23 protein-coding genes are annotated in these 24366 nt (G+C 71.8%); 21 read left to right on the top strand and 2 right to left on the bottom strand.

All coding sequences use genetic code 11. The features are described 5' to 3' along the window. Positions 1–201 precede the first annotated feature (201 nt). The 11 genes from ABZ374_RS36890 to aroC all read left to right on the top strand — a co-directional run bounded on the left by ABZ374_RS36890 (position 202) and on the right by aroC (position 11848). On the top strand, positions 202–1716 hold the full coding sequence (locus tag ABZ374_RS36890; protein ID WP_360319799.1) for an aldehyde dehydrogenase family protein: 1515 nt from the start codon (positions 202–204) through the stop codon (positions 1714–1716). Positions 1717–1819: 103 nt separating this feature from the next. After that, a complete protein-coding gene (locus tag ABZ374_RS36885) occupies positions 1820–2305 on the top strand; it encodes a VOC family protein (protein ID WP_360319797.1) in 486 nt (161 codons plus the stop codon). Next, positions 2305–3036 (top strand): FCD domain-containing protein, encoded by a 732-nt coding sequence (locus ABZ374_RS36880; protein WP_360319795.1) that lies wholly within the window; start codon positions 2305–2307, stop codon positions 3034–3036. Before ABZ374_RS36885 ends, ABZ374_RS36880 begins: the two co-directional genes overlap by 1 nt. Before the next feature lie 87 nt (positions 3037–3123). After that, positions 3124–3489, top strand: coding sequence for a cupin domain-containing protein (locus tag ABZ374_RS36875; RefSeq protein WP_360319793.1), 366 nt, complete (start codon positions 3124–3126; stop codon positions 3487–3489). 294 nt (positions 3490–3783) lie between these two features. Then, a complete protein-coding gene (locus tag ABZ374_RS36870) occupies positions 3784–4863 on the top strand; it encodes a BMP family ABC transporter substrate-binding protein (protein WP_360319791.1) in 1080 nt (359 codons plus the stop codon). Continuing rightward, entirely contained in the window at positions 4838–6535 is a 1698-nt protein-coding gene (locus ABZ374_RS36865) for an ABC transporter ATP-binding protein (protein ID WP_360319789.1), read from the top strand. Before ABZ374_RS36870 ends, ABZ374_RS36865 begins: the two co-directional genes overlap by 26 nt. Then, complete coding sequence (locus ABZ374_RS36860) at positions 6532–7656, top strand: ABC transporter permease (RefSeq protein WP_360319787.1); 1125 nt, start codon at positions 6532–6534, stop codon at positions 7654–7656. The genes ABZ374_RS36865 and ABZ374_RS36860 overlap by 4 nt, the downstream gene beginning before the upstream one ends. A gap of 15 nt (positions 7657–7671) precedes the next feature. Next, entirely contained in the window at positions 7672–8580 is a 909-nt protein-coding gene (locus ABZ374_RS36855; protein ID WP_360319785.1) for an ABC transporter permease, read from the top strand. After that, complete coding sequence (locus ABZ374_RS36850) at positions 8577–9620, top strand: zinc-binding dehydrogenase (protein WP_360319783.1); 1044 nt, start codon at positions 8577–8579, stop codon at positions 9618–9620. The genes ABZ374_RS36855 and ABZ374_RS36850 overlap by 4 nt, the downstream gene beginning before the upstream one ends. Next, positions 9617–10387 (top strand): sulfite exporter TauE/SafE family protein, encoded by a 771-nt coding sequence (locus ABZ374_RS36845; RefSeq protein ID WP_360319781.1) that lies wholly within the window; start codon positions 9617–9619, stop codon positions 10385–10387. Before ABZ374_RS36850 ends, ABZ374_RS36845 begins: the two co-directional genes overlap by 4 nt. A gap of 228 nt (positions 10388–10615) precedes the next feature. Beyond that, the gene (gene aroC / locus ABZ374_RS36840) at positions 10616–11848 is read left to right on the top strand and encodes a chorismate synthase (RefSeq protein ID WP_360319779.1); all 1233 of its coding nucleotides are present in this window, start codon (positions 10616–10618) and stop codon (positions 11846–11848) included. A gap of 66 nt (positions 11849–11914) precedes the next feature. Here the strand turns inward: aroC and ABZ374_RS36835 are convergent, their stop codons facing one another. Next, complete coding sequence (locus ABZ374_RS36835) at positions 11915–13105, bottom strand: M20 family metallopeptidase (protein ID WP_360319777.1); 1191 nt, start codon at positions 13103–13105, stop codon at positions 11915–11917. A 92-nt stretch (positions 13106–13197) separates the two neighbouring features. Here ABZ374_RS36835 and ABZ374_RS36830 point away from each other — a divergent pair, with 92 nt between their 5' ends. The 4 genes from ABZ374_RS36830 to ABZ374_RS36815 all read left to right on the top strand — a co-directional run bounded on the left by ABZ374_RS36830 (position 13198) and on the right by ABZ374_RS36815 (position 17204). Next, the gene (locus ABZ374_RS36830) at positions 13198–14358 is read left to right on the top strand and encodes a helix-turn-helix domain-containing protein (protein ID WP_360319775.1); all 1161 of its coding nucleotides are present in this window, start codon (positions 13198–13200) and stop codon (positions 14356–14358) included. 260 nt (positions 14359–14618) lie between these two features. Beyond that, positions 14619–15653, top strand: a complete 1035-nt coding sequence (locus tag ABZ374_RS36825; protein ID WP_360319773.1) for a methyltransferase — start codon at positions 14619–14621, stop codon at positions 15651–15653. A 259-nt stretch (positions 15654–15912) separates the two neighbouring features. Continuing rightward, positions 15913–16365 (top strand): hypothetical protein, encoded by a 453-nt coding sequence (locus ABZ374_RS36820; protein ID WP_360319771.1) that lies wholly within the window; start codon positions 15913–15915, stop codon positions 16363–16365. A gap of 134 nt (positions 16366–16499) precedes the next feature. Further along, positions 16500–17204: a class F sortase gene (locus tag ABZ374_RS36815; RefSeq protein WP_360319769.1), complete on the top strand. Its 705-nt coding sequence runs from the start codon at positions 16500–16502 to the stop codon at positions 17202–17204. A 66-nt stretch (positions 17205–17270) separates the two neighbouring features. On the opposite strand, the gene ABZ374_RS36810 is transcribed toward ABZ374_RS36815, so the two are convergent. After that, positions 17271–18992: an FAD-dependent monooxygenase gene (locus tag ABZ374_RS36810; RefSeq protein ID WP_360319767.1), complete on the bottom strand. Its 1722-nt coding sequence runs from the start codon at positions 18990–18992 to the stop codon at positions 17271–17273. Positions 18993–19256: 264 nt separating this feature from the next. Between ABZ374_RS36810 and ABZ374_RS36805 the strand changes: the two genes are divergently transcribed. The 6 genes from ABZ374_RS36805 to ABZ374_RS36780 are packed head-to-tail and all read left to right on the top strand — an operon-like array spanning position 19257 to position 24263. Further along, positions 19257–20501: a SchA/CurD-like domain-containing protein gene (locus tag ABZ374_RS36805; protein ID WP_360319765.1), complete on the top strand. Its 1245-nt coding sequence runs from the start codon at positions 19257–19259 to the stop codon at positions 20499–20501. 50 nt (positions 20502–20551) lie between these two features. Then, complete coding sequence (locus ABZ374_RS36800) at positions 20552–20968, top strand: cupin domain-containing protein (protein WP_360319763.1); 417 nt, start codon at positions 20552–20554, stop codon at positions 20966–20968. Further along, on the top strand, positions 20965–22233 hold the full coding sequence (locus ABZ374_RS36795; RefSeq protein WP_360319761.1) for a beta-ketoacyl-[acyl-carrier-protein] synthase family protein: 1269 nt from the start codon (positions 20965–20967) through the stop codon (positions 22231–22233). Before ABZ374_RS36800 ends, ABZ374_RS36795 begins: the two co-directional genes overlap by 4 nt. After that, on the top strand, positions 22230–23474 hold the full coding sequence (locus ABZ374_RS36790) for a beta-ketoacyl synthase N-terminal-like domain-containing protein (RefSeq protein WP_360319759.1): 1245 nt from the start codon (positions 22230–22232) through the stop codon (positions 23472–23474). The genes ABZ374_RS36795 and ABZ374_RS36790 overlap by 4 nt, the downstream gene beginning before the upstream one ends. 50 nt (positions 23475–23524) lie before the next feature. Then, the gene (locus tag ABZ374_RS36785) at positions 23525–23779 is read left to right on the top strand and encodes an acyl carrier protein (RefSeq protein WP_360319757.1); all 255 of its coding nucleotides are present in this window, start codon (positions 23525–23527) and stop codon (positions 23777–23779) included. Position 23780: 1 nt separating this feature from the next. After that, on the top strand, positions 23781–24263 hold the full coding sequence (locus ABZ374_RS36780; protein ID WP_360319755.1) for an SRPBCC family protein: 483 nt from the start codon (positions 23781–23783) through the stop codon (positions 24261–24263). Positions 24264–24366 lie beyond the last annotated feature (103 nt).

The following is a 24366-nucleotide window of genomic DNA, read 5'->3' as shown; positions in this document are numbered from 1 at the left end:
ACACTAGGCCCGGCGCCGTCCGCCGGCATCGTGGCCGGGAGCACAATCAAGTGGGCCCAGTACATGCCGGGGACACAATGCGAGCACAGGGCGACGAGGGCAAACCTGAACCGGTGCCGTGTCGGGCGAGGCTTCCAGGTTGCGGCGTCCGGCACGGCGTACGGCTCGAAGGTCCGTCCGCCGCGTCCAGGGAGTTGCCGCATGTCCGACACCACCAGCAGCGAGCCGCGCATCCGCGCCGAGTGGCTGCGTCCGGACCCGTACCCGCAGTTGATCGACGGGCGCGAGTCCTTCGACGGCGAGCCGCGCCCGGTGTTCGACCCCTCGACCGGCGGGCGGCCCGCCTCCTGGCTGGCGGCGAGCGACGCCGAGGTCGAGGCCGCGATCTCCGCCGCGCGCACCAGCTTCGACAGCAGGGTGTGGCGGCGCATGCCCGGCCCGCGCAAGGCCGAGGTGCTGGAAGCCGCCGCCGCGGCGATTCGGGCGGACGCCGGCCGGCTGGCCGCGCTGGAGGCGCTGGACACCGGGAAGGCGATCTCCGGGGCCCTGACGAACGACGTGTACGAGGCGGCCAACGCCTTCTCCTACGCCGCCGCGATCTGCCGCACCACGCACGGCGACGTGCGCCGCTCGTCCTTCCCGCCGGAGCTGCTGCCCGGGGGCGGTCCGGACCTGCTGACCCTGCGGCTGGGCGAACCGGCCGGTGTGGTGGCCGAGTTGTTGCCGTGGAACGGGCCGCTGATGACGGGCAGCCAGCGGATCGCCTCGGCGCTCGCGGCCGGCTGCTCGATCGTGGCCAAGCCGCCGGTGGACGCGGTGCTGACGCTGGTCGAGCTGGGCCGGATCCTGACCGCCGCCGGGTTGCCAGCGGGCGTGTTGAACATCGTGCTGGGCCCCGGCTCCACGGTCGGCGAGCGACTGATCACCGACCGGCGCATCGATCTGATCAGCCTGACCGGCGGCACCGAGACCGGCCGACACGTGCTGGCCGCCGCCGCGCGCAACCTGACCCCCGTACATCTGGAACTGGGCGGCAAATCCCCGGTCGTGGTGTTCGCGGACGCCGACCTGGACCAGGCGGTGGGCTGGGCGATGATGGCCGCGTTCGTGAACATGGGCGAGGTGTGCGTCGCGGGCAGTCGACTGCTGGTCGAGGAGTCGGTGTACGACCAGGTGGTGGAGGCGGTCGCGGCGGCGGCGGCCGGCCTGCCGGTGGGCGACGCGCTGCACCCGGACACCTTCATCGGACCCTTGATCAACGAACGGCACGCGGACCGGGTCCGCGGCTTCGTGCGCCGGGCACTGGACGCGGGCGACGCCACCGAGGTGGGCAAGCCGGGCCTTCCGGACGGCCTACTGCCGACCTATGTCGCGCCGACCGTGCTGGGCCGGGTGCGTCGCGGTTGTGAGGTGGAACAGCAGGAGGTGTTCGGGCCGGTGCTGGCCGCGATGCCCTTCCGGGACGAGGCCGAGGCGCTGGCGTTGGCGAACGGGACCCAGTACGGGCTCAACGGCACCGTGTTCACCCGCGACATCGAGCGGGCGTTCCGCTTCTCGGACGGACTGGACTGCGGCGAGGTCAACGTGAACTGCCATTTCGCGCCGGACATGAACGGTGGGCGCGGCGAGCCGCGTCGCGCCAGTGGGTTCGCCCGGACCGGCGTGGACGCGTACACCCGGACCAAGGCCGTGAACGTCCAGGTGCACAGCGGGTGAAGCGTGGGGTTGTGCTGCGGGACCAATGACCACACCTGACCGAGCTTCATACCTTCTGATTGTCAGACCAACAGCCTGACCCACACCCTGAGGAGGCCCGATCGTGGCCGTTACCGGGATGAACCACGCGGTGCTGTACGTGCGCGACGCACACCGGACCGCCCGGTTCTACAACGAGGTGCTGGACTTCATCACCGTCATCGACGGCCCGCCCGGCAGCTACGTCTTCATGCGGGCGCCGGCCTCCGCGAACCACCACGACATCGCGTTCTTCACGATCGGTGCCGAGGCGGGCGACTCGCAGGCCGGCCGGCGCACCGTGGGCATGTACCACGTCGCGTGGGAGGTGCCCACCCTCGACGCACTGGCCGAGGCCCGCGAACGCCTGGTGGCGGCGGGCGCGTTGATCGGCGCGAGCGACCACGGCGCGAACAAGAGCCTGTACGCCAAGGACCCCGACGGCCTCGAATTCGAGGTGATGTGGCTGGTCCCGCCCGCCCATTGGGGCGACGAGGAACACGAGGCGATCATCCGGCCGCTGGACCTGGACGCGGAACGCGAGCGGTTCGCGTCCCTGGCGGACGCGTAGTGCCCTTGCGGGCACCGGGGGACCGGATCCGGTTCGCCAAGGTCGCGCGACGCACGATCTCCGAAGAGGTCCGCGACGCGCTCCTGACGAGCGTGCGTGAGGGCGAACTGCGCCCGGGCGCCCAACTTCCCCCGGAACGCACCCTGTGCGAACAGTTCGGGGTGGCCCGCACCTCGGTGCGCGAGGCGATCCAGGGACTGGTCTCGCTCGGCTGCCTGGTCAAGCGCGGCAACCGGTTCTACGTCGCCGAGCGACTGCCCGGGGTGTCCTTCGACGCGGACGACGGCCGCAAACTGCGCGTCTCGGAACTGTTCGAGGTGCGCCAGGTCACCGAGGTGGCCATCGCCCGCCTGGCCGCTCTGCGGGCCGCACCCGACGAGCGGGCCGAGATCAGCGAACTCGCGGCCGGCTTCGATCCACAGATGACCCTGGAGGCGTTTCGCCGCCAGGACCGCCGCTTCCACGCGGCACTGGCCCGCGCGTGTGGCAACACCACACTGCGCGAGTTGTACGCGAAGGTGCTCGACGCGGTATTCGCGTCCGGCGACTTCGCCTCGCTGCTCGACGCCGAGGGCAACGCCGAGGCGGTCCGCCAGGTGATCGCCGAATCCTGCCGCTCGCATCGCGGCATCGCCGAGGCGGTCGCGGCGGGCATCCCCGACGCCGCCGCGCACGCCGCCGCCGACCATCTCGGCGAAGTGGAGCGGCAGATGACCGCCCGGATGTTCTAGGGCGTGTCCCCGGCCACACCCCGGCGTGGTCGGCCCGGGGCCGACCCGCCCGCACTGCGCGCATCAACCGGAGAGGACGGCCGTGACATGAGCGACATACAACGCGTATGGACCTTCGACGACAGCGAGTTCGTCGAGGTCAAGCCGGGATTTCGGCGCCGCGTCTACACCGGCGACGAGATGATGTTGACCCTGTGGCGGATCCGCGAGGGTTGCGGCCCCACTCCCTACGACGACCATCCCGAGCACGAGCAGTACGGCATGGTGCTCAAGGGCAAGCTGGACTTTCGCATCGACTCGGACGAACGCCGGGTGCTCGGCCCGGGTGACGTCTACTGGGCGCCCAAGGGCTGCGACCACGGGGACAGCCTGTTCATCGGCGACCCCGAGCACGGCGAGACCTGGATTCTGGACATCTTCACCCCGCCGCGCGACGAATACCGCAACGGCTGACCCACGCACCACCCGCGACCCGCCTCACCCGGGGGTCGCACCCGGGCAACTCCGCACCACTGTCGGACGGTCGCGCGCGCCGCAGGCGTCGCGCACCGACCCCCATCCGCTTCCGGGCCGGACATTCCCGCGCCACCGGAACGGGTCCCACCGCCGGACCGACTCCCACCCCGGCCGCGACACTTCACCCCCGAACCCGGCACGCCCACCGTGCCCGTCCGGGGTGCCGCGCACCCGTCGGTCCGTGTCGAACCAACGCGCCCTGATTCGTCTGGAGACCTTCCGATGAAGAACATGGTTCGAGTCATCGCGGCCTCGGTCATCATACCGGGACTGCTGGTCACCGCCTGTGGCGGTGGCTCCTCCTCCTCGTCGAGCCCCGCCGCGGCGCCCGCCTCGGCCGGTGCGCCCGGCGCCGGCACCCTCCCCGCCAACGAGCCCGACGTCAACAAGGACAACAAGGTCGTCATCGGGGTGATGAGCCCCGGCGACACCAAGGACAAGGGCTACTACCAAAGCTTCGTCGACGAGGCGAACGGCTATGCCGACGCCAACGGCTGGAAGCTCGTCGTGGTCGACAAGATCAACCCGGCCAACGCCGTCCAGCAGGCCCGCAACCTGTGTCGGCAGAAGGTCGACATGATCGCGATCGGCGCCAGCGAGCTCAAGGACGCGCTCAGCGCGGCCAAGGAACCGCAGTGCAAGGGTATCGCCTGGTACATCAGCGGCGGCCAGGGCGTGACCCAGACCCCCGAGTTCACCCAGTCCCTCGACTACATCAACGAGTCGCTGTACGTGGCCGGTTACGCGGCCGGCCTGATCCTCAAGGAGAACGGCGGCAAGAAGGCCGGCTACATCACCGGCCCCGACCTCCAGTTCGCCCGGGACGTGGCCAAGGCGTTCGAGGCCGGCATCAAGAAGGTCGTCCCGGACGCCGAGATGGTGCAGACCTACACCGGCGACTTCAACGACTCCGGCAAGGCCAAGGAGGCCGCCCAGGCGCAGATCAGCCAGGGCGTCAAGGTGATCTACCCCTACCTCGGCGGCGCCACCGACGTGGTCACCCAACTCGCCAACGAGAAGGGCGTCCCGGCGCTCACCCCCGGCACCGACCGCTGCTCGACGCCCGGCGCGCAGTACGCGGTGTCGGTGATCTTCAGCCCCGGCGCCTACTTCGCCGGCGCCCTGGAGGACTTCAAGAAGGGCACCCTGCGGATGGGCGTGGCCCGCGAATGGCACCTGGGCAAGGACCCGGTGCCCACGGTCAAGCTCTGCAAGCCCACCGGCGACCAGGAGCAGCAACTCAAGGCACTGATCCAGGACATCGGCAGCGGGAAGGTGAAGGTCGATGAGGCCGTCGCCGCAGGCAAGTGACACCGCCGTGACCCCACCCGCCGCGCGACCTCGAACGGGCGACGAACACCCGCCCGCACCCTCGGTACTCCCCGTCCCCGTCGTGCAACTGCTCGGCATCGGAAAGCGGTTCGGCGCGGTCCGGGCCTGCGAGGACGTCTCGCTGCGGGTACAGGCCGGCGAGATCCACGGCCTGCTCGGCGAGAACGGCGCGGGCAAGAGCACCCTGATGAAGATCCTGCTCGGCCTGGTCGTGCCGGACACCGGGCGGATCCTGCTGCACGGCGAACCGGCCGTGATCACCGACCCGTCGGCCGCCGCCGCACACGGAATCTCGATGGTGCACCAGCACTTCAGCCTGGTGGACCGGCTCAGCGTGTGGGAGAACGTGGTGCTCGGCGACCGGGGCCGGGTGGACCGGGACCGGGCCCGGACCCTGGTCCGCGAGGTCGGCGCGCGCTACGGCCTGGAGGTGGACCCCGACGCGTGCGTCGAGGACCTGTCCACCGGCCAGCGCCAACGCGTGGAGATCGTCAAGTGCCTGCGTCGGGACCCCGGCGTGCTCATCCTCGACGAGCCCACCTCGGTGCTCACCCTGGAGGAGTCGCGCGAACTGTTCACCGTGCTGCGCCGGGTGGTCGCCGACGAGGGCAGGGCGGTGATCCTGATCAGCCACAAGCTGGACGAGATCGTGCACGCCACCGACCGGGTCACCATCATGCGCCAGGGGCGCGTGGTGGCCCGCCGGGCCACCGCCGACACCGATGTGCGCTCGCTGGCCCGGGAGATGGTCGGCCGCGAACTGTCCAAGTGGACCGCCGCGTCGGCGGTCGGCGCACTGGACGCGCTGATCGAACCCGGCACCGGCGAACCGACCGGCGGCACCGCGCTGCTGGACGTACGCGAACCGGCCGCCGCACCCGCACCGGACCCCAGGCCGCCGGCCGGCGAGGTCCGGCTGCGGATCAGCGACGCGCACGCGAGCACCCTCGACCGGCGCCCGCTGCTGCGCGGCCTGACCCTGGAGGTGCGCGCCGGCGAGATCCTGGGCCTGGCCGGCGTCGAGGGCAACGGTCAGGCGGCGCTGGGCGATCTGCTCTCCAGCCTGCTCCCGCTCGGCACCGGCCGGGTCGAGGTGTGCGGCGTGCCGGTGGCCACCGGACGACCCGGCGCGATGCACGCCGCCGGGGTCGGCATCGTGCCCGAGGACCGACACGTGTCCGGGTGCGTCCTGGACATGAGCGTCGCGGAGAACCTGCTCCTCGCGGACCTGTCCTCGGTGACCAGCCGAGGACTGCTCAGCCGGCGCCGGATGGCGGCCCGGGCACGGCAGTTGATCGAGGAATTCGAGATCGCCACACCCTCGCCGGACACCCCGATGCGGCAACTGTCCGGCGGCAACCAGCAAAAGGTGGTGTTGGCCCGCGAACTGGCGGCCCAACCGCAGGTACTGGTCGCCGCGCAGCCCACCCGGGGGCTGGACATCGGTGCGATCGAGTACATGACCGAGCGATTGCACGCCGCGGCCCGATCCGGCATCGCGGTGCTGCTCCTGTCCACCGAACTGGGCGAGATCCTCACCCTCTCGCACCGTGTCGCGGTGATCCACCGCGGCGCCGTCGTCGGCGAGATGGACCGCGCCGACGTCGACACCGAACGACTGGGCCTGCTGATGGGAGGTCAGGCGGCATGACCCCGACCCTGATATCCGAACCCGCCCCGGCCCTCGCCGTGCCGCCGGCCGACCCGCGCCGCCGACCCCGGGTCGCCGACCTGGGCACCCCGTTGCTGTACGCGGCCTCGTTGTCCACCGCACTGGTCCTGGCCGGTCTGCTGATCGCGCTGGTCGGCCTGTCCCCCTGGGACGCGGCCCGCGCGATGTACGACGGCAGCCTGGCCGACGGCGCGGCCATCGGGCAGAGCATCGACCAGGCCGCACCGCTGCTCCTGGTCGCGATCGGTTCGGTGATCGCCGCCCGCGCCGGCATCTTCAACATCGGCCAGGAGGGCCAACTCCTGGTCGGCGCGAGCGTGGGCGCCGCGATCGCCCTGTTCACCCCGGGCCCCGGCGCGCTGGTGCTGATCCTGGCCCTGCTCGGCGCCGCCGTCGGCGGCGCCCTGTGGGCGGCGATCGCGGCCGTGCTCTTCTACTGGCGCGGTGTCGCGGTGGTGATCAGCACCCTGCTGCTGATCTTCGTCGCCAACCAGGCCGTCTCGTACGCGGTCAACTCGCCGTCGCTGCTGCGCGAGAAGGCGGTGGCCGGCCAGGTCACCACGTCGCAGACGGACATGCTGGCCGAGTCGGTCTGGCTGCCCCGGATCGGCGAATACCCCGACTTCAACATCGGCGCGGGCATCTTCATCGCGCTCGCGCTCGCCGCGGGCACCTCGGTGGTACTGGTCCGCAGCCGACTCGGCTTCCGGATACGGATGCTCGGCCTCAACCCCAAGGCCGCACACCGGGCGGGCGTCGGCGCGGTGCTGATCGGCGGCGGCGCGCTGCTCGCCTCCGGCGCGTTCGCCGGCCTCGCGGGCGGCGTGATGCTCACCGGCAGCGGCCACCGCATGCAGGACGGCTTCGCCGACAACGTCGGCTTCGACGGCCTGTTGGTGGCACTGGTGGCCCGGGACAAGCCGATGCTGGCCGTGCCCGTCGCGCTGTTCTTCGGGGCGCTGCGCGCGGGCGGCGGATTCCTGTCCGCGACCGGCGTGCCGCGCTACATCGTCGCCGTGGTCACCGCGCTCCTGGTGCTGGCCACGGTCTTTCCCGCCGCCTACGCCGAGGTGCGCCGCCGGCGCACCGCAGGCGCCTGAGACCAGGAGGTTGACATGATCGACGACCTTGCCATGGTCCTGGCCAGTTCGGTCCGACTCACCGTGCCGCTGGCCTTCGCGGCCTGCGGCGAGTACATCGCCGAACGGGCCGGCACGATCAACATCTCGGTCGAGGCGATGATGCTCGGTGGCGCGTTCAACGCCGTGTGGGGCGCCTCGTTGACCGGATCGGCGTCCTTCGGCCTGGTCTTCGGCATGCTCGCCGGGCTGGTCATCGGGTTCGTGCACGCCGAGTTCAGCCACCGTCTGTCGGTCAACACCTACGTGGTCGGGTTGGCCCTGAACGCGCTCGTGCTCGGCCTGACCAGCTTCCTGCTCGACTCGGTCGACCTGACCGGGCACCAGGTCGACGCGCTGAACATCCCCGTACTGTCCGATCTGCCGCTGCTGGGCCCGGTGTTGTTCGCCCACCGCTGGCCGGCCTATCTGCTGGTCGGGCTGATCCCGCTGGTGTGGTGGCTGGTCCAGCGCAGCCGGTTCGGCCTGGAACTGCGCGCCGCCGGGGAGAATCCCCAGTCGGCCGACGTGACCGGCATCGACGTACGCCGCCGGCGTCGGCAGAGCGTGCTCTTGTGCGGTGTGCTGGCCGGACTCGGCGGCGCCTACCTGGCGGTCGGCGAAGTCGGCGCGTTCAACCAGAACATGACCGCCGGTCGAGGCTTCGTGGTGATCGCCGCGGTGATCTTCGGCGGCTGGACCCTGCGCGGCACGATGGCCGGTTGTCTGGTGTTCGGCGCGGCCGACGCGATGCGGCTCGCGCTGCCCGCGCTGGGCGTGCACCTGAACTCCCAACTGCTGATCGCCGCCCCCTACCTGCTGGCGCTGCTCGCGATGATGTTCCTGGCCAAGACACACCGCCAACCGGCGGCCCTGGGCGCGCCGTTCGTCCGGGGGATCGTATGAGGGCCGTCCTGCACCGGGGCCACGGCGGGCCCGAGATCCTGGAACCGGTGTCCCTGCCCGATCCCGAACCGGGCCCCGGCGAGGTGCTGATCGCGGTGCGCGCCGCGGCGGTGAACCGACTCGACCTGCTCCAGCGGCGCGGCCCCGGCCTGCTGCCCCACTTCAGCCTCCCGCACGTGCCCGGCATGGACGTCGCGGGCGACGTCGTCGCGCTGGGTGCGGGAGTGCACCAACGTCGGGTCGGCGACCGGGTGTTGGTCAACCCGGCACTGCACTGCGGGCATTGTGCCGGGTGCCGGTCGGGGGACGACGCGTGGTGCGCGGGGTTGCGCGTGGTCGGCGGCAACCGGCCGGGCGGCTACGCCGAGTTGACGGTGGTACCGGCCGACCGCACGCATGCGATCCCGGCGACCCTGGACCATGTGGCTGCCGCGAGCCTGCCCACCGCGTACGGCATGGCCTGGCAGGGCCTGGTGGTGCGCGGCGGGTTGCGGGCCGGCGAGACGTTGATGGTGCACGGCGCGGGCAGCGGGATCACCATCGCGGCGGTGCAACTGGCCCGGGCACTGGGCGCACGGGTGCTGGTCACCTCCGGTTCGCGGGCCAAACTCGACCGGATGGCCGAGCTGGGTGCCGACGTGCTGATCGACACCGCCACCTCGGACCTGGTGACCCGGGCCCGGGCGGCGACCGGCGGGGCCGGCGTCGACCTGGTGTTCGATCATGTCGGTCCGGCGTTGTTCCAGGCGTCGCTGCACGCGTTGCGGCCGCGCGGCCGGTTGGTCTTCTGCGGTGACACCACCGGCACTTCGGCGACCTTCGACCTGCCGCACGCCTTCCACACCGGGGTCACCCTGCTGGGCGCGGGCTCCTGCGGGGCGGCGGACTTCGCCACGATGGTCGACTTCTGCCTCGATCGCGCGCTGATCCCGGTCCCGGACACGAGCTACCCGCTCGCGGACGCCGCGCACGCACACCGCCGGGTGGCGAGCGGCGCCGCGTTCGGCAAGGTGACGCTGTTGCCCGGAAGTTCGGCATGAACCCCGCCGAGGCTCTGCTCGTGCTCGTGGCGGGCCTCGGCGCGGGCACGGTCAACACGGTGGTGGGCTCCGGCTCGTTGCTGACCTTTCCGGTGTTGCTCGCGCTGGGTTATCCGCCGGTGGTGGCCAACGTCTCCAACACGATCGGGCTCACCCCCGGCTCGATCAGCGGTGCACTCGGCTATCGACGCGAACTGGCCGCGCAGTCCGCCCGGTTGCTTCCGCTGTCGGTCGCCGCCGTACTCGGCGGGGTGAGCGGCGGGCTGCTCCTGCTGGGCCTGCCGCCGGGTGCGTTCCGCGCCGTGGTCCCGGCACTGGTACTGCTCGCCGCACTCCTGATGGCGGCGCAACCGTGGTTGTCCCGACGACTGCGCGCACGGCGCGAACGACGCGCGACGCCCGAGGGCGGCACCGGTGTCGGCGCGGCGCTGCTCTCGGCGGTGTTCACGGTCAGCGTGTACGGCGGCTACTTCGGCGCCGCACAGGGCGTACTCCTGCTCGCCCTTCTCGCCACGCTCCTGGACGAGGACCTGAACCGGCTCAACGGCCTCAAGAACCTCCTCCAGGCCCTGGTCAACCTGGTGGCCGCGGTGCTGTTCACCATCACCGCCGAAGTCGCCTGGTACCCGGTGCTGTTGCTCGCCCTCGGCTCGGTGGCCGGCGGCCGCCTCGGCGCCCTCCTCGGCCGCAACATCCCGGCCCCGGCCCTCCGCACCCTGGTGGTCGCGATCGGCACCACAGTCGGCCTGGCCCTCCTCCTCACCTGACCCCACCCACCCGCCTCCCCACCGGCCCGTCGAGCCACCCGCCCAGCCCGAGTCACCCGTCCCGCCCGCCCGTTTCCCCACCGGTCCGTCGAAACATCCGCTCAGGCCCGAGCGACCCGCCCCGCCCGCCTCCCCACCCGCCCTGCCCGCGCCGCCCGAGCCGCCCGACCTGCCCGCCCCGCCCGACCGATCCGTATCCGTATCCGTATCCGTGAAAGAAGGACCCCCATGTTGCGTTGGCTCACCGCAGGTGAATCGCATGGTCCCGCGCTCACCGCCGTCCTGGAGGGGCTGCCCGCCGGCGTGGAGGTGTCCTCCGCCGACCTGGCGCGCGCGTTGGCTCGGCGCCGGCTCGGCAACGGTCGGGGGGCGCGGATGCGCTTCGAGCGCGACGAGGTCGAGTTCAACGGCGGGGTGCGACACGGGCTGACCCAGGGTGGCCCGGTCGCGCTGCGGGTGGCCAACACCGAATGGGCCAAATGGGCCGAGGTGATGGCCCCCGATCCCACCGACGCCGACGGCCGGCGCTACGACGAACCGGGCCGGCTCCCCGACCGCGGCCGCGGCGCCGCGCTGACCCGACCCAGGCCCGGCCACGCGGACCTGGCCGGCATGCAGAAGTACGGCTTCGACGACATCCGCCCCGTGCTGGAGCGCGCCAGCGCCCGCGAGACGGCGGCCCGGGTGGCCATCGGCGAGGTCGCCCGCGCGTTCCTGGCCCAGACGCTGGGCGTGGAGATCCTCAGCCACGTGGTCCGGATCGGCGCGGTCGCGCTGCCCGAGGCCCTGGTCCCCGAACCCGGCAGCGGGGACGCGATCGACGCCGACCCGGTGCGCTGCGTCGACCCGGACACCGCTGCCGCGATGAACGCCGAGATCGAGGCCGCGCACAAGGACGCCGACACACTCGGCGGCGTGGTCGAGGTGGTGGTCTACGGACTGCCGCCGGGCCTGGGCAGCCACGTGCACTGGGACCGACGTCTGGACGCCCGCCTGGCCGCCGCGCTGATGGGCATCCAGGCGATCAAGGGGGTCGAGGTCGGCGACGGCTTCACCACCGCGACCCGACGCGGCTCGGTCGCCCACGACGAGATCACCCCGGTCGCCCCCGGCCGGCCCGGTCCCGCCCGGGTGCGCCGCGAGACCGGTCGCGCGGGCGGCATCGAGGGCGGCATGACCTCCGGCGAACTCCTGCGGGTGCGCGCCGCGATGAAGCCGATCTCCACCCTGTCCCGGGCACTGGCCACCTTCGACGTGCGCACCGGCGATCCGGCCAAGGCGATCGCGCAACGCAGCGACGTGTGCTCGGTGCCCGCGACCGGCGTGGTCGCCGAGGCGATGGTGGCGCTGGTCCTCGCCGACGCGGTACTGGAGAAGTTCGGCGGGGACAGCGTGGCCGAGACCCGCCGCAACGCCGAGGCGTACCTCGAGGCCCTGCCGGTGACCGTCGCCGACGCGTGAGCGCGGGTGCCGAGCCGAAGCGGACCGATGGGCTCCGGGGCGATCGCCCCGGAGCCCATCGGCGGGTCAGCCCCCGGCCGGCGCGCCCGCCAACAGCCGCTCGCGCAGGCCCTGGTCCAGCGCCGCGTCCACAGCCGTCCAGGCCATCGCCAGCCCACCGTCCAGCAGCGCCCGATCCGCCGCCGGCCGCACCGCGTAGGCGGCGAACTCGGCCTGATGGAGCCCGGCACTGCCCGAGTCGATCGACACCAGCGGCTGGATGGACGGAATCGCCAGCGACACGTTCGCCATGTCGGTCGAGCCCGCCTGCCGATCGTCGGCCGCGGTCACCGGCGGGAACTCCCGCCCGACAGTCAGCGCATTGCGCTCGTACGCGGCCAGCAGGTCGCCGTCGTGCCGGAACTCCGAGTACGCGGGCGAGGTCGAGGAGATGGTCAACCGCGACCGGGTGGCCACCGCGCCCGCCTGGAAACACTCGCGCACCCGCGCCTCCAGGTCGGTCAGCCCGGCAAGCGTCGCGGCCCGTACGTAATAGGCGGCCTCGGTGTGCTCGGGGATCACGTTCGGCACCTGCCCGCCGGTCGTGGTGATCCCGTGCACCCGCTGATCCGGCGTCATGTGCTGGCGCAGCAGCCCGATCGCCACCTGGGCCACGGTCAGCGCGTCGGCGGCGTTGACGCCGTCCTCGGGACACGCGGAGGCGTGCGCGGCCCGCCCGTCGTACTCGACGTGCAGTTGCGCGCGGGCCAGGCACGTCGGGTCCAGCCGCTCGCGCGGCGAGGGATGCACCATCATCGCCGCGTGCACCCCGGCGAACGCGCCGCGCTCCAGCATCAACACCTTGCCGCCGCCGTTCTCCTCGGCGGGCGTGCCCAGCACGCGTACGGTGATGCCGAGGTCGTCGGCCAGCGCGCCGAGCGCGAGCGCGGCGGTGGTCGCGGCGGAGGCGATCACGTTGTGCCCACACGCGTGCCCGATGCCCGGCAGCGCGTCGTACTCCGCGCAGATCCCGAGCACCAGCGGTCCGCTGCCGCGTTCGGCGACGAAGGCGGTCGGCAGCTCACAGACCCCGGGGGTGACGGTGAAGCCGTGTTCGGTCAACTGTTCGCCCAGCCAACCGCAGGCCCTTTCCTCGGCGAAGCCGAGCTCGGGGTGGGCGTGCAGGCGGTGACTGAGTGCAACCAGATCCGGGGCGGCGGCGTGCACCGCCGCCTGGGCAGCGGCCTTTGCACCGGCCGCGAGGTCGAAGGCTCGCATGGGCGCATCCTGCCCCACGAAAGACGTAACGGGAAGTGACCGATCGAAGTATCTGTTCCGCGTAACAACGACCGGCTAAGGTGCGGAAATCCATGATCGACAAGGCAGAAGTCACGGCACACCGGACCCCCGTGGCGGACCGGGCAGAGGCGTTCGAGCGGGAGCTGAACGTGCTGGCCCTGTCCGGCGACGGCTGGCTCGCCATCCTGCGCGCCCTGGCCCAACGCACCGGTAGGACCGCCCGACTGGTGGGCGTGCACGGCGGAGTGCTCGCCGCCACCGACGACGGCACCGAGTCGATGACCCCGGTCGCCGTCGCCCACGTGTTCGTCGAGGACAAGGTGGTCGAGGTCACCTGCGACGAGGGCTGGCCGGCCTCGGCACTGGCCGTCCGGGTGGCGCAACGCCGGGTCGGACTGCTGCTGTTGGGCGAACCGGACGGCGCCGCCGACGACGAACCGCTGCTGCGGGCCGCGGTCACGGCGGTGGCGATCGAGGCGATCCGGCGGGACGCGGTGGCCACCGCGACCGCCGAGACGGCCGGCCGGCTGATCGACGAACTGCGCTACGGCGCGCTGCGCAACCTCGCCGACGTGACCCGGACCGCCGCGCGCTTCGGACTGTACCTGGACCGCCCGCACTCCGCCGTGGTGTTCGCCTACGCCGGGCCCAACCAGCGCACCTGGACCACCGCGCTGTCCTGGCTGGAGATGCCGGTGCGCCAGGAGGGCGAATTGGGCCTCGCGGTGCTCTCCGGCAACGTCGAGCGGGAGATCAGCCGGATCCGGATCCGCCTTCAGGGCATGGTCGGCGACGTTCCGGTGCTGGCCGCCGCCGGGCCCACGGTCAGCGACCCGCGCGGCACCGCACGCTCGTTCCACGACGCCGAGACGGTGCTCGGCCTGCTGCGCCGGCGACCCGGCGAGGTGCAGTTGATGTTCTCCTCGCTGGGCCTGGCCCAGTTGTTGTTCGGTGTGCCGCCGGCCCGACTCCAGGCGTTCGTGGACCAGCACCTGGGGCCGATCCTGGAACGCGAGGAATGGGTGGCCACCCTCAGCGCGTGGCTGGCCACCAACGGCAGCCGCGCCGCGGTCGCCGAACTGTTGCACCTGCACCGCAACTCGGTCGGCTACCGGATCGGCCAGATCCGCGAACTCCTCGGCGCCAACCCCCTCGACCCCGAGGTCACCCTGCAACTCCAGGCCGCCCTCACCGCCCGCGAACTCCTCCTGGCCCTCAAGGAAGTGCCCTGAGCCCGGCCGAGCGGGCCCGACCACGGCCCGGGCGGGGCAGCGCCTCGTAGCGGACGCCCGGGGTGTGGGTCTGCGGCCATTCGGATGAGTCGTGGGCGCGTCTTCGTCCGAACCGGCCGCGCCTCGGCGGTGGGTCGGCGACTGTGGGTCACAGTCGTTCCAGCCCCGGCGCGGACCGCCGGGACGTCGGTGCGCGGGTCGTTGCGGTCGAGTTCCGCCGGCCCGGCCCCGGATGGTCCACCGGTTGAGAGGCGATCAGCATGACCGATACCGACGTCACCCGTGCCCCGCAGGCGGCCACCCGGCTGCGCGAACTCGCGTTCAGCGCGATGTCCGCCGCCGCGGTGCGCGCCGCCCTGCGCCTGGGGCTTCCGGACGCGCTGGGCGAGGGCCCGGCGACCGTGGACGAGTTGGCGAGGGCGGTGTCCGCCCACCCCGGCGCGCTGCACCGACTGCTGCGCGCGTTGGCCTGCCAGGGCATCTTCGCCGAGGAGCCGGACGGCCGGTACACGCACACCGAGGAGTCCCGACTGCTGCGGGCCGACGCGCCGCGCAGCATGCGCGACGTCGCGCTGTGGACGACCGAGCCGTGGACGTGGGAGGTGTGGCCGCGCCTGGACGAGGCGGTGCGGACCGGCAAGAGTGTCTTCCCGGGCCTGCACGGCAAGCAGTTCTTCGACTACCTGCACGAGGACGCGCCGGAATCGGCCGCCGCCTTCGACCGGGCGATGACCCAGTCCAGCCGGCAGTCCGCGCAGGACGTCACCGCGGTGCTCGACCTGACCGGCATCGACAGCGTCGCCGACATCGGCGGCGGCCAGGGACTGGTGCTGGCCACCCTGCTGGAGCGCAACCCGACCCTGCGCGGCACCCTGCTCGACCTGCCCGGCGTGGTCGCCGCGGCCGACCCCAGACTGCGCGACGGCGGCGAACTCGCGCCCAGGGCGACCCTGGTGGGCGGCGACTGCCGGGTGGACATCCCGGTCCGAGCCGACCTGTACATCGTCAAGAACATCCTGGAATGGGACGACGACAGCACCCTGCGCACCCTGCGCAACATCGTGGCGACGGCCGCGCCGGGCGCCCGGGTCGTGATCATCGAGAACCTGGTCGACGAGACGGCCTCGATGCGATTCACCGCCGCGATGGACCTGCTGTTGCTGCTCAACGTCGGCGGCCGCAAGCACACCACGGACAGCCTGCTGACCCTGATCGAACAGGCGGGCCTGCGCGGCCGGGACGTGCGCGCGGTGAACCCGTCGCTGCACATGTTCGAGTGCACGGTTCCGGCCTAGCACCCCCACTCGGGAGCCCCGCCGGCGTCGGCAAAGCTACTTAAAGTGACATTCCATGACCCTGTGCCAAACATCGGGCTGCTCCCGGCGAGTGAAGCACGCCGCGATTTCCATCCGACAGGCCCATGGGCGGACCTCGAATGCAGTCATGCCGGTCGCGGGTCGGCACGGGCCGTTCGATGGTGATTAAGGCGCCTCGCCGATCCCCGTGTGCCGACGTCCGTCGGCAGTTCGCGAAGCGTCCGGAAGGAATATCACGATGCGTCGTGCACGCGCTCTTGTCGCCGGTACCGCCCTCGGCTTCGCCGCCCTGACCCTGGCGGTTCCGTCCGCCTACGCCGACGCTCCGGCGCCGGTGAAGCCGGATTCCGGGCCGGCGGCTCCGGAAAACGGTGCGTCGGAGAAGTCCTGGTCCGGCGAGTCGAAGTGGACGCCCGAGAAGGATTCCGAGCACAGCGAGAGCTCGGACAAGGGTGGCGAAAGCAAGGGCAAGGAAGGCAAGAGCACCGAGAGCAAGGGTAACGAAGGTTCCTCGCACGAGAAGTCCTGGAAGGACCACAAGAGCCCGCACGGCGGCGTGCACACCGGCATCGGTGGCGCCTTCCTCGACGACGGCGCGGCGCTCGGCACCGGCGCGGCCCTGATCGCCGGCGGCATCGGCCTGGGCGTATACGCCCTGCGTCGTCGCCCCGGTGCGGCGGCCACGGCCTGATCCGTCCTCGCCCAGGCAACACGAGCCGTGGCCACCGCCCTTCACCGGGGCGGTGGCCACGGCGACGTCGTTGTCGGCGCGGCATCGCGAGCCGCAGCCCAGGAGCGTCCGCAGCCCAGGAGAAAGGCACCGCCTTGCAAGACCCGGCACCGCCCACGGACAAGTCCGAGCCCCCCGCGCCGCGCCGCGTCAGCGCGGGCAAGCTGATGCTGATCGCGGCCACGGCCGTCCTGCTGGGCGTCCTGATGATCAAGCACGACCTGACCACCGACTCCGGGCCACCACCCCAACCGATGCCCGCCGCCGCCCAACCGAGCGCCCCGCCGACCGCCGCGTCCTCGGCGAGCCCGAGCGCGAGCTCCGCCGGGTCGCCGGCGATGCGGCGCTCGCCACCGGTGCGGATCAAGATTCCCACCATCAAGGTGGACGCGCCGTTCATCGGGTTGAACCTGAACGGCTCCGGCGTGCTGGAGGTGCCGCCGGCGGCGGATCGCAATCTGGCCGGCTGGTACGCGGACGGGGTCACCCCGGGCGCTCGCGGCAACGCGATCGTGCTCGGCCACGTGGACACGATGATGGGCCCGGCGGTGTTCTGGGGGCTCGGCAGCCTCAAGCCCGGCGACACGGTGGAGATCGCCCGGGCGGACGGCAGCGTGGCTCGGTTCGCGGTGGACTCCGTCGAGGCGTTCCCCAAGGACGCGTTCCCCGACGAGCGGGTCTACGGCAAGACGACGGACGCCCAGCTTCGCCTGATCACCTGCGGTGGCGTCTACGACAAGAAGGCCAAGGACTACAAGGACAACGTGGTGGTGTTCGCACACCTGTTGCCGCCGACGTAGACCGCACACGCACACCGAACGGCCGGCCCCGGAGTCCGCTCCGGGGCCGGCCGTTCGTTCCGGTGCTCAGCGGTCGACTTCGACACCCACCCCGGCGTCCACTTCGGCGTCGATCGCGGCGTCCACCTCGGCGTCCGACTCGGCCCGGCACGCCACCGTACGCAGCACGATCAGCATCGCCTGCTCCGGATCCAGCTCGACGGCCGGCACCCGCCACGCGACGAACCCGTCCGGACGGATCAGCACCGCCCCCTCGTCGGTGACCCCGTGCAACTCCGCCCAGTCCACGTCCGACGCGGTGACCAGGTCCACCGAGGCCGACTCCGCCTCGGTGCCCACCCGGTGGATCGTCAGGGGCACCTCGAGCAGCCGGCTCGCCGCCCGCGCGGCCCGCTGCCACGCCTCGCCCGCCGCACCGGCACCGACCAGCAACACCGGTGAGGTCTCGTACAGATCCAGGGTGGACAGCCGAACGCCGTCCCGGTGCAACCACAGGTGCGGGGCCCGGGTGCCGGGTTCGCCGGCGGGCGGGCGGAACCGCTCGGGCAACACCGGCACTTCCGGGTCGACGCCGAGCACCGCCGCGGACGCGTAGCGGTAGCCGAGCACCACTCCCAGCACGCCGGGTTGCCGGCCGCCGGCCACCGGGGGAGCGGCGTACCCCGGGTGGCTGTGCTCGGCGGATCGGGAGGACGCACGCGCGGCGGTGGCGCGGGCCACCGGTCGGCGCTCGGCCTCGTAGGTGTGCAACAGGTCGGTGCCCGCATGCCCGTTCAGCACGGCGGCGAGCTTCCAGGCCAGATTGTGCGCGTCCTGGATACCGGTGTTGGAGCCGAACGCCCCGGTCGGCGACATCTCGTGCGCGGAGTCGCCCGCCAGGAACACCCGGCCGACGCGGTAGCGTTCGGCGACCCGCTCGGCTGCGTGCCACGGCGCCTTTCCGGTGATCTCCACATCCAGATCCGGGACACCCGCGGCGGCCCGGATGTGCTCGACACAGCGCTCATCGGTGAACGCCTCGATCGGCTCGCCCCGTTCGGGGTGCCATGGCAGGTGGAAGACCCAGTGATCCCGGTTGTCCACCGGCAACAGCGCGCCCTCGCCCTGGGAGTTCGTCAGATAGCAGACGATGAACCGCCGTTCGCCGACGAACTCGGCCAACCGGCGGGAGGTGAAGGTGACGCTCACGTTGTGGAAGAGGTCGCCCGGACCGGACACCGCGATGCCCAGTCGCTCGCGCACCGGACTGCGCGGCCCGTCCGCGGCGACCAGGTAGTCCGCCCGTACGGTCTGTTGCCGCCCGTTCGCCCTGGTCCGAACGATCGCGGTGATGCCGTCGTCGTCCTGCTCGAAGGACACGAGTTCGGTGCCGAAACGCAGGTCGCCGCCGAGTTCGCGGGCATAGTCGGCCAGCACCGGCTCCAGATCGTTCTGGCTGCACAGGCACCACGAACTCGGACTGAACCTGGCCAGACCACCACCGGGGTCGATCTCCTTGAACAGCCACTCCTGACGGTCCCCGGCGATCGTGTCCGCCTGCAGGATGCCGTGGTTGTCGGCCAGTACGGCGGACGCGGCACGCACTCGTTCCTCGACCCCCGCGGTCCGGAACACCTCCATCGTGCGCACGTTGTTCCCACGCCCGCGGGGGTGTCTCGAGGTGTCGGCGTGCCGTTCCACCACCAGGTGCGGCACGCCCAGCCGGCCCAGGAAGACGGACGTGGACAGCCCGACCAGCGAGCCGCCCACGACCAGGACCGGTACCCGGTGTTCGATCTCGGGATTCATCAGTTCTCCTGCATTGGCGAGTACTACGGACCTGTGAGCTCGCGGTGCGGGCCCTGTCCGTCGGTGTGCTCCTGTTCCCGCTGAGTTCCGCTGAGCCGTTCGCCGTGGCGAATGTCACTCATATGCCCTCAAAAGATGCAGAGAGTGATGATTCGCCGCCACGCTCGAAGTCGAGGCCGGGCGGCTTCGGCGTGGCCCGGTCCCCCGGGGTTGCCCACGCCGGATGGCACCACACAGGCCGATTCCCAAGACCAAAGGAATGACATGGACACCCTCGTCCACTCCTCGGCGAATCCCACCGCCGACACCACGTCCAAGCTCCGGGTACTGCTCATGCTGGAGCTGCACGAGGGGTCGGAGCAGCGCTTCCTCGAAGCCTACGAACGCATCCGGCACCAGGTCGCCGCCGTACCGGGCCACCTGCGCGACCAGTTGTGCCAGTCGATCGAGGACCCGACCCAGTGGCTGATCACCAGCGAGTGGGAGGGCAGTTCGCAATATCTGGCCTGGGTGGACAGCCCCGAGCATCAGGTGATGGTGCAGCCGCTGCACGGTTGTGTGCGCGGCACCCGGTCGTTGCGCTTCGCGGTGGCCCGGGAGACCGACCTGCGCGCGGACGCGGCGGGCTCGGTGATCACCAAGGGGGGCGCGGGCGGGAAGGCGAAGGCGGGTGCGCCCGGCAAGGCCAAGGCCAAGTCCGGGACGAGCGACAAGGTCAAGGCCGGTGTGGGCGACCGGGCCAAGGCCGGCGTGGGCGAGAAGGCGCGGGCCGGGGCCTCGGCGGCGCCCGGCGTGGTGCGCTGCGCGCTCACCTTCACCGTCAAGCCGGGCAGCGAGGCCGAGGTGGCCAGGATTCTGGCCGGCTACAAGTCCCCGGCGGCCCGGGTGAACGCCACCACGTCGCTGCGCCGGACGTCGGTGTTCATGCTCGGCAACCGGGTGGTGCGCGCGATCGAGGTGGAGGGCGACCTGCGGGCCGCGCTGCGGCACGTGGCCGAACAGCCGCAGGTACGCGCCGCCGAGGAACTGCTGAACCCGCACCTGGAGGAGGCCCGCGACCTCAACGACTCGGAGGCCGCCCGGGCGTTCTTCATGCGCTCCTCGCTGGCCGAGGCGTACCACCTGGAGGCCCCGGCCGGAAAGTCGGCGAAGGCGTCGACCCAGCGCCGCGCGCTGCTGTACCCGGTCCGGCACGGTTGTGGCGAATCCGCCGCCACCGTGCTCCAGCGCCACGACGAGCGGGTGATCGGGTCCGGATCCGGACCGATCGCGAGCAGTTCGGTGTTCCTGCGCGGCGAGATCCTGGTCCGGGTGCTCGACCTGCGCGGCGACCCGGACGACCCGGCGCTGATCCTGGGCATCGACCGCAAGGAGTCCGCGGCCCGGTTGAGCCGGCTCCTAGCGGTGGGCGAGGACGGTGCGCTGGATACCGACGAGGGCCTGCGGCACCTGCTGGCCTCCGCCGAGACCACCCTCGTCACCGACCGTCGCGCCGACCGCGACGCCTGATCCCACGGGCGGCGCCTGCGGGCGCCGCCCGCCACTTGGAGGTGGCACACATGACCACGCAGACCGTACGCATCGTCAACGTCGACGAGGTCGAGCCCAATCGGCGTCGGGGCGGTGAACTGCGCGTCACGCTCGGCCCGGCGACGGTGGGATGCACCAGCGGCTTCATGGGCCTGGCGATCATCGAGCCCGGCGAGATGATCACCGAGCACTACCACCCGTACTCCGAGGAGTTCATCCACGTCGTCACCGGGGAGCTGGAAGTCGACCTGGACGGCGTCACCTACGAACTCCGGCCCGACCAGGGCCTGATGGTGCCCAAGAACATGCGGCACCGATTCCGCAACGTCGGTCGGGCGCAGGCGCGGATGGTCTTCCAAATCGCCCCGTTGGCGCCCCGGCCGGAACTGGGGCACGTCGACACCGAGGGGATCGAGCCCGCCGAGACCGTGGGCGTCGACTCTTGAGGCGCCGGGTGGCGGTCACCGGCGTCGGCGTCGTGGCGCCCGGCGGCGTGGGTGTCACCGCGTTCTGGGACATGCTGATGGCCGGCCGTACGGCGACCCGAGGCATCACCTTCTTCGACCCCACCGGCTTCCGTTCCCGGATCGCCGCCGAATGCGATTTCGACCCGATCGCGTGCGGTGTAGACCGGGCCCGGGCCGAACGCGCGGACCGCTACGTGCAGTTCGCGCTCGCGGCGGCGGCCGAGGCGATCGGCGACTGCGGTCTGGACCGGGACGCGGAGGATCCCTGGCGGATCGGCGTCTCGCTCGGTACCGCCGTGGGTGGCACCACCCGGCTCGAACACGACTACATCGCGGTCAGCGACCGGGGCCGCGACTGGGCGGTGGACCCCAAGCGGGCCGACCCGTTCCTGCACCGGGCGTTCTCCCCGAGCACGCTGGCCTCCGAGGTGGCCGAGGAGTTCGACGCGCGCGGCCCGGTGCAGACGGTGTCCACCGGTTGTACGTCCGGCCTCGACGCGATCGGGTATGCCGCACACGCGATCGAGGAGGGTCGGGCGGACGTCTACCTGGCCGGTGCCTCGGACTCGCCGATCTCGCCGATCACGGTCGCCTGCTTCGACGCGATCAAGGCGACCTCGACCCGCAACGACGACCCGGCGCACGCGTCCCGGCCGTTCGACGCGGACCGGGACGGCTTCGTGTTGGGCGAGGGCGCCGCCGTGCTCGTGCTGGAGGAACTCGAACACGCCCGGCGCCGCGGTGCCCATGTCTACTGCGAGGTCGGCGGCTTCGCCACCCGGGGCAACGCGCACCACATGACCGGCCTGACCCGGGAGGGCTTGGAGATGTCCGAGGCGATCGACCGTGCACTGGCCGACGCACAGGTCGACCCGACCGGGATCGACTACGTCAACGCGCACGGCTCGGGCACCAAGCAGAACGACCGCCACGAGACGGCGGCGGTCAAGCGTTCGCTGGGCGAGCACGCGTACCGGACGCCGATGAGTTCGATCAAGTCCATGGTGGGCCACTCGCTCGGCGCGATCGGTGCGATCGAACTGGCGGCGTGCGCCCTGGCGATGGAACACAAGGCGGTGCCGCCCACGGCGAACTACCAGACCCCGGACCCGGAGTGCGACCTCGACTACGTGCCGGGGACGGCCCGGCCGATGGCACTGAAGACGGTGCTGTCGGTGGGCAGCGGGTTCGGCGGCTTCCAGTCCGCCGTGGTGCTGGACCGCCGGGAAAGGAGACCCCGGTGAAAAACTCCGCACCCAGACGCACGGTGGTGACGGGTGTCGGCGTCGTCGCGCCCAACGGCATCGGCCCCGACGTGTTCTGGAAGGCCACCCGCGAGGGCCGGTGCGTGCTGGACCGGATCACCCGCGAAGGGTGCGCGGACCTGCCGTTGGCGGTCGCCGGCGAAGTGCGCGAGTTCGACCCCGCCGCCGTGGTCGAGGAGCGCTTCCTGGTCCAGACCGACCGCTTCACGCACTTCGCGATGGTCGCCGCGGATCAGGCACTGGCCGACGCCGCGCTCGGCCCGATGCCCACCTTCGGCGTCGGGGTGACCACCGCGAGCTGCTCCGGCGGCGGCGAATTCGGCCAGCGCGAGCTGCAGAACCTGTGGGGTCAAGGCCCCGGCTTCGTCGGGCCCTACCAGTCGATCGCCTGGTTCTACGCCGCCACCACCGGCCAGATCTCCATCCGCGGCGGTTTCAAGGGGCCGTGCGCGGTGCTGGCCAACGACGAGGCGGGTGGGCTGGACGCGCTCGCGCACGCGGCCCGCACCATCCGACGCGGCACCGACGCCGTCGTGGTCGGCGCGGCGGAGGCCCCGCTGGCGCCGTACTCGATGGTCTGCCAGCTCGGCTACGACGCGCTCAGCCTGGCTCGCGAACCCGGGCAGGCGTACCTCCCGTTCACCGCGAACGCGTGTGGGTTCGCCCCCGCCGAGGGCGGTGCGATGTTCGTCGTCGAGGAGGCGGCGGCGGCGCACCGACGAGGCGCCCGGATCCGGGCCGAAGTGGTCGGACACGGCGCGACGTTCACCGGGACCTCGGGCTGGGGACCTTCCCGGCACGGTCTGGCTCGGGCGATCCGCGACGCGCTGGCCGAGGCCGAATGTGCCCCGCAGGACATCGACGTGGTCTTCGCGGACGCGCTCGGGGTGCGCGAGGCCGACCAGGCCGAAGTACTGGCCCTGAGTGACGCGTTGGGCGGGCACGCGGCCCGGGTGCCGGTGACCGCCCCCAAGACGGGCATCGGCCGCGCCTACTGCGGCGCGCCGGTGTTGGACTGCGCCGCCGCGATCCTGGCGATGGAACACGGCGTACTGCCGCCCACGCCGGGCGTCTTCGACGTCTGCCACGACCTGGACCTGGTCACCGGCCGGGCCCGGAGCGCCGAACTGCGCACCGCCCTGGTGCTCAGTCGGGGCCTAATGGGTCACAACGCGGCCCTGGTGTTGCGCCGCGGCGACGGCCGGCCCGGGACGCCCTAACCGACCGCGTAGCGGTCTCCGCAAGGAAGCACGGAAGAAGGAAGCCTGCGATGAACGGACCCTTCAGTTACGAAGAACTCGCCGCGCTGATGAAGACCTGCGCCGGCGTCACCGCCGATCCGCAACGGATGAGCCTGCCGGGGTCGACGTTCGAGGAATTCGGACTCGACTCGCTCGGCCTGCTCGGGATCGTCTCCGAACTGGAGCGGCGCTACCAATTCCCGCTCGGCGCGGACGTGGACCAGTGCAAGACCCCGCGCGAGTTCCTGGAAACCACCAACTCCCAACTCACCTCCGGAGTGTGACATGGCAGGCCATACCGACAACGACATCGTCATCTCGGCCCCGTTCGACCTGATCTGGGACATGACCAACGACGTGGAGCACTGGACCGACCTGTTCAGCGAATACGCGTCGGTGGAGATCCTCGCGCGCGAGGACAACAAGGTCACCTTCCGGCTGACCATGCACCCGGACAAGGACGGCAAGATCTGGAGCTGGGTCTCCGAGCGCGAGGCCGACCGCGAGGCGCGGACGGTGTGGGCCCGCCGGGTGGAGACCGGGCCGTTCGCGCACATGCACATCCGCTGGGAGTACCAGGAGGTCCCCGACGGCGTGCGGATGCGCTGGGTGCAGGACTTCGCGATGAAGGAGACCGCGCCGGTCGACGACGCGTGGATGACGGACAACATCAACCGCAACTCTCGCGTGCAACTGGAGCTGATCCGGGACCGGATCCAGCAACGCGCCCGGGAACTGGACGTGGCGCCCACCGCGCGCACCTGGTGACACCCGCGTCGGTGCCGGTTCGCCCGGCGCCGACGCGCCCGGTCGGCGGGTCCGCCCCGCGCGGTCCCGCCGACCTCCCACCGATCGACCGGAAAGGACCATC

This window comes from Embleya sp. NPDC005971 (assembly GCF_040629175.1).
Classification (GTDB): Bacteria; Actinomycetota; Actinomycetes; order Streptomycetales; family Streptomycetaceae; genus Embleya.
The sequence above is the reverse complement of the archived record's forward strand: the minus strand, read 5'-3'. Positions and strand labels throughout refer to the sequence as shown.

What these genes read in the sequence shown, in the direction of transcription:
- ABZ374_RS36890 (WP_360319799.1), top strand. Translation starts at nt 202, where the DNA reads ATGTCCGACACCACCAGCAGCGAGCCGCGCATCCGCGCCGAGTGGCTG.
- ABZ374_RS36875 (WP_360319793.1), top strand. Translation starts at nt 3,124, where the DNA reads ATGAGCGACATACAACGCGTATGGACCTTCGACGACAGCGAGTTCGTC.
- ABZ374_RS36870 (WP_360319791.1), top strand. Translation starts at nt 3,784, where the DNA reads ATGGTTCGAGTCATCGCGGCCTCGGTCATCATACCGGGACTGCTGGTC.
- ABZ374_RS36865 (WP_360319789.1), top strand. Translation starts at nt 4,838, where the DNA reads ATGAGGCCGTCGCCGCAGGCAAGTGACACCGCCGTGACCCCACCCGCC.
- ABZ374_RS36860 (WP_360319787.1), top strand. Translation starts at nt 6,532, where the DNA reads ATGACCCCGACCCTGATATCCGAACCCGCCCCGGCCCTCGCCGTGCCG.
- ABZ374_RS36855 (WP_360319785.1), top strand. Translation starts at nt 7,672, where the DNA reads ATGATCGACGACCTTGCCATGGTCCTGGCCAGTTCGGTCCGACTCACC.
- ABZ374_RS36850 (WP_360319783.1), top strand. Translation starts at nt 8,577, where the DNA reads ATGAGGGCCGTCCTGCACCGGGGCCACGGCGGGCCCGAGATCCTGGAA.
- ABZ374_RS36845 (WP_360319781.1), top strand. Translation starts at nt 9,617, where the DNA reads ATGAACCCCGCCGAGGCTCTGCTCGTGCTCGTGGCGGGCCTCGGCGCG.
- aroC (WP_360319779.1), top strand. Translation starts at nt 10,616, where the DNA reads ATGTTGCGTTGGCTCACCGCAGGTGAATCGCATGGTCCCGCGCTCACC.
- ABZ374_RS36835 (WP_360319777.1), bottom strand. Translation starts at nt 13,105, where the DNA reads ATGCGAGCCTTCGACCTCGCGGCCGGTGCAAAGGCCGCTGCCCAGGCG.
- ABZ374_RS36830 (WP_360319775.1), top strand. Translation starts at nt 13,198, where the DNA reads ATGATCGACAAGGCAGAAGTCACGGCACACCGGACCCCCGTGGCGGAC.
- ABZ374_RS36825 (WP_360319773.1), top strand. Translation starts at nt 14,619, where the DNA reads ATGACCGATACCGACGTCACCCGTGCCCCGCAGGCGGCCACCCGGCTG.
- ABZ374_RS36820 (WP_360319771.1), top strand. Translation starts at nt 15,913, where the DNA reads ATGCGTCGTGCACGCGCTCTTGTCGCCGGTACCGCCCTCGGCTTCGCC.
- ABZ374_RS36810 (WP_360319767.1), bottom strand. Translation starts at nt 18,992, where the DNA reads ATGAATCCCGAGATCGAACACCGGGTACCGGTCCTGGTCGTGGGCGGC.
- ABZ374_RS36805 (WP_360319765.1), top strand. Translation starts at nt 19,257, where the DNA reads ATGGACACCCTCGTCCACTCCTCGGCGAATCCCACCGCCGACACCACG.
- ABZ374_RS36800 (WP_360319763.1), top strand. Translation starts at nt 20,552, where the DNA reads ATGACCACGCAGACCGTACGCATCGTCAACGTCGACGAGGTCGAGCCC.
- ABZ374_RS36785 (WP_360319757.1), top strand. Translation starts at nt 23,525, where the DNA reads ATGAACGGACCCTTCAGTTACGAAGAACTCGCCGCGCTGATGAAGACC.
- ABZ374_RS36780 (WP_360319755.1), top strand. Translation starts at nt 23,781, where the DNA reads ATGGCAGGCCATACCGACAACGACATCGTCATCTCGGCCCCGTTCGAC.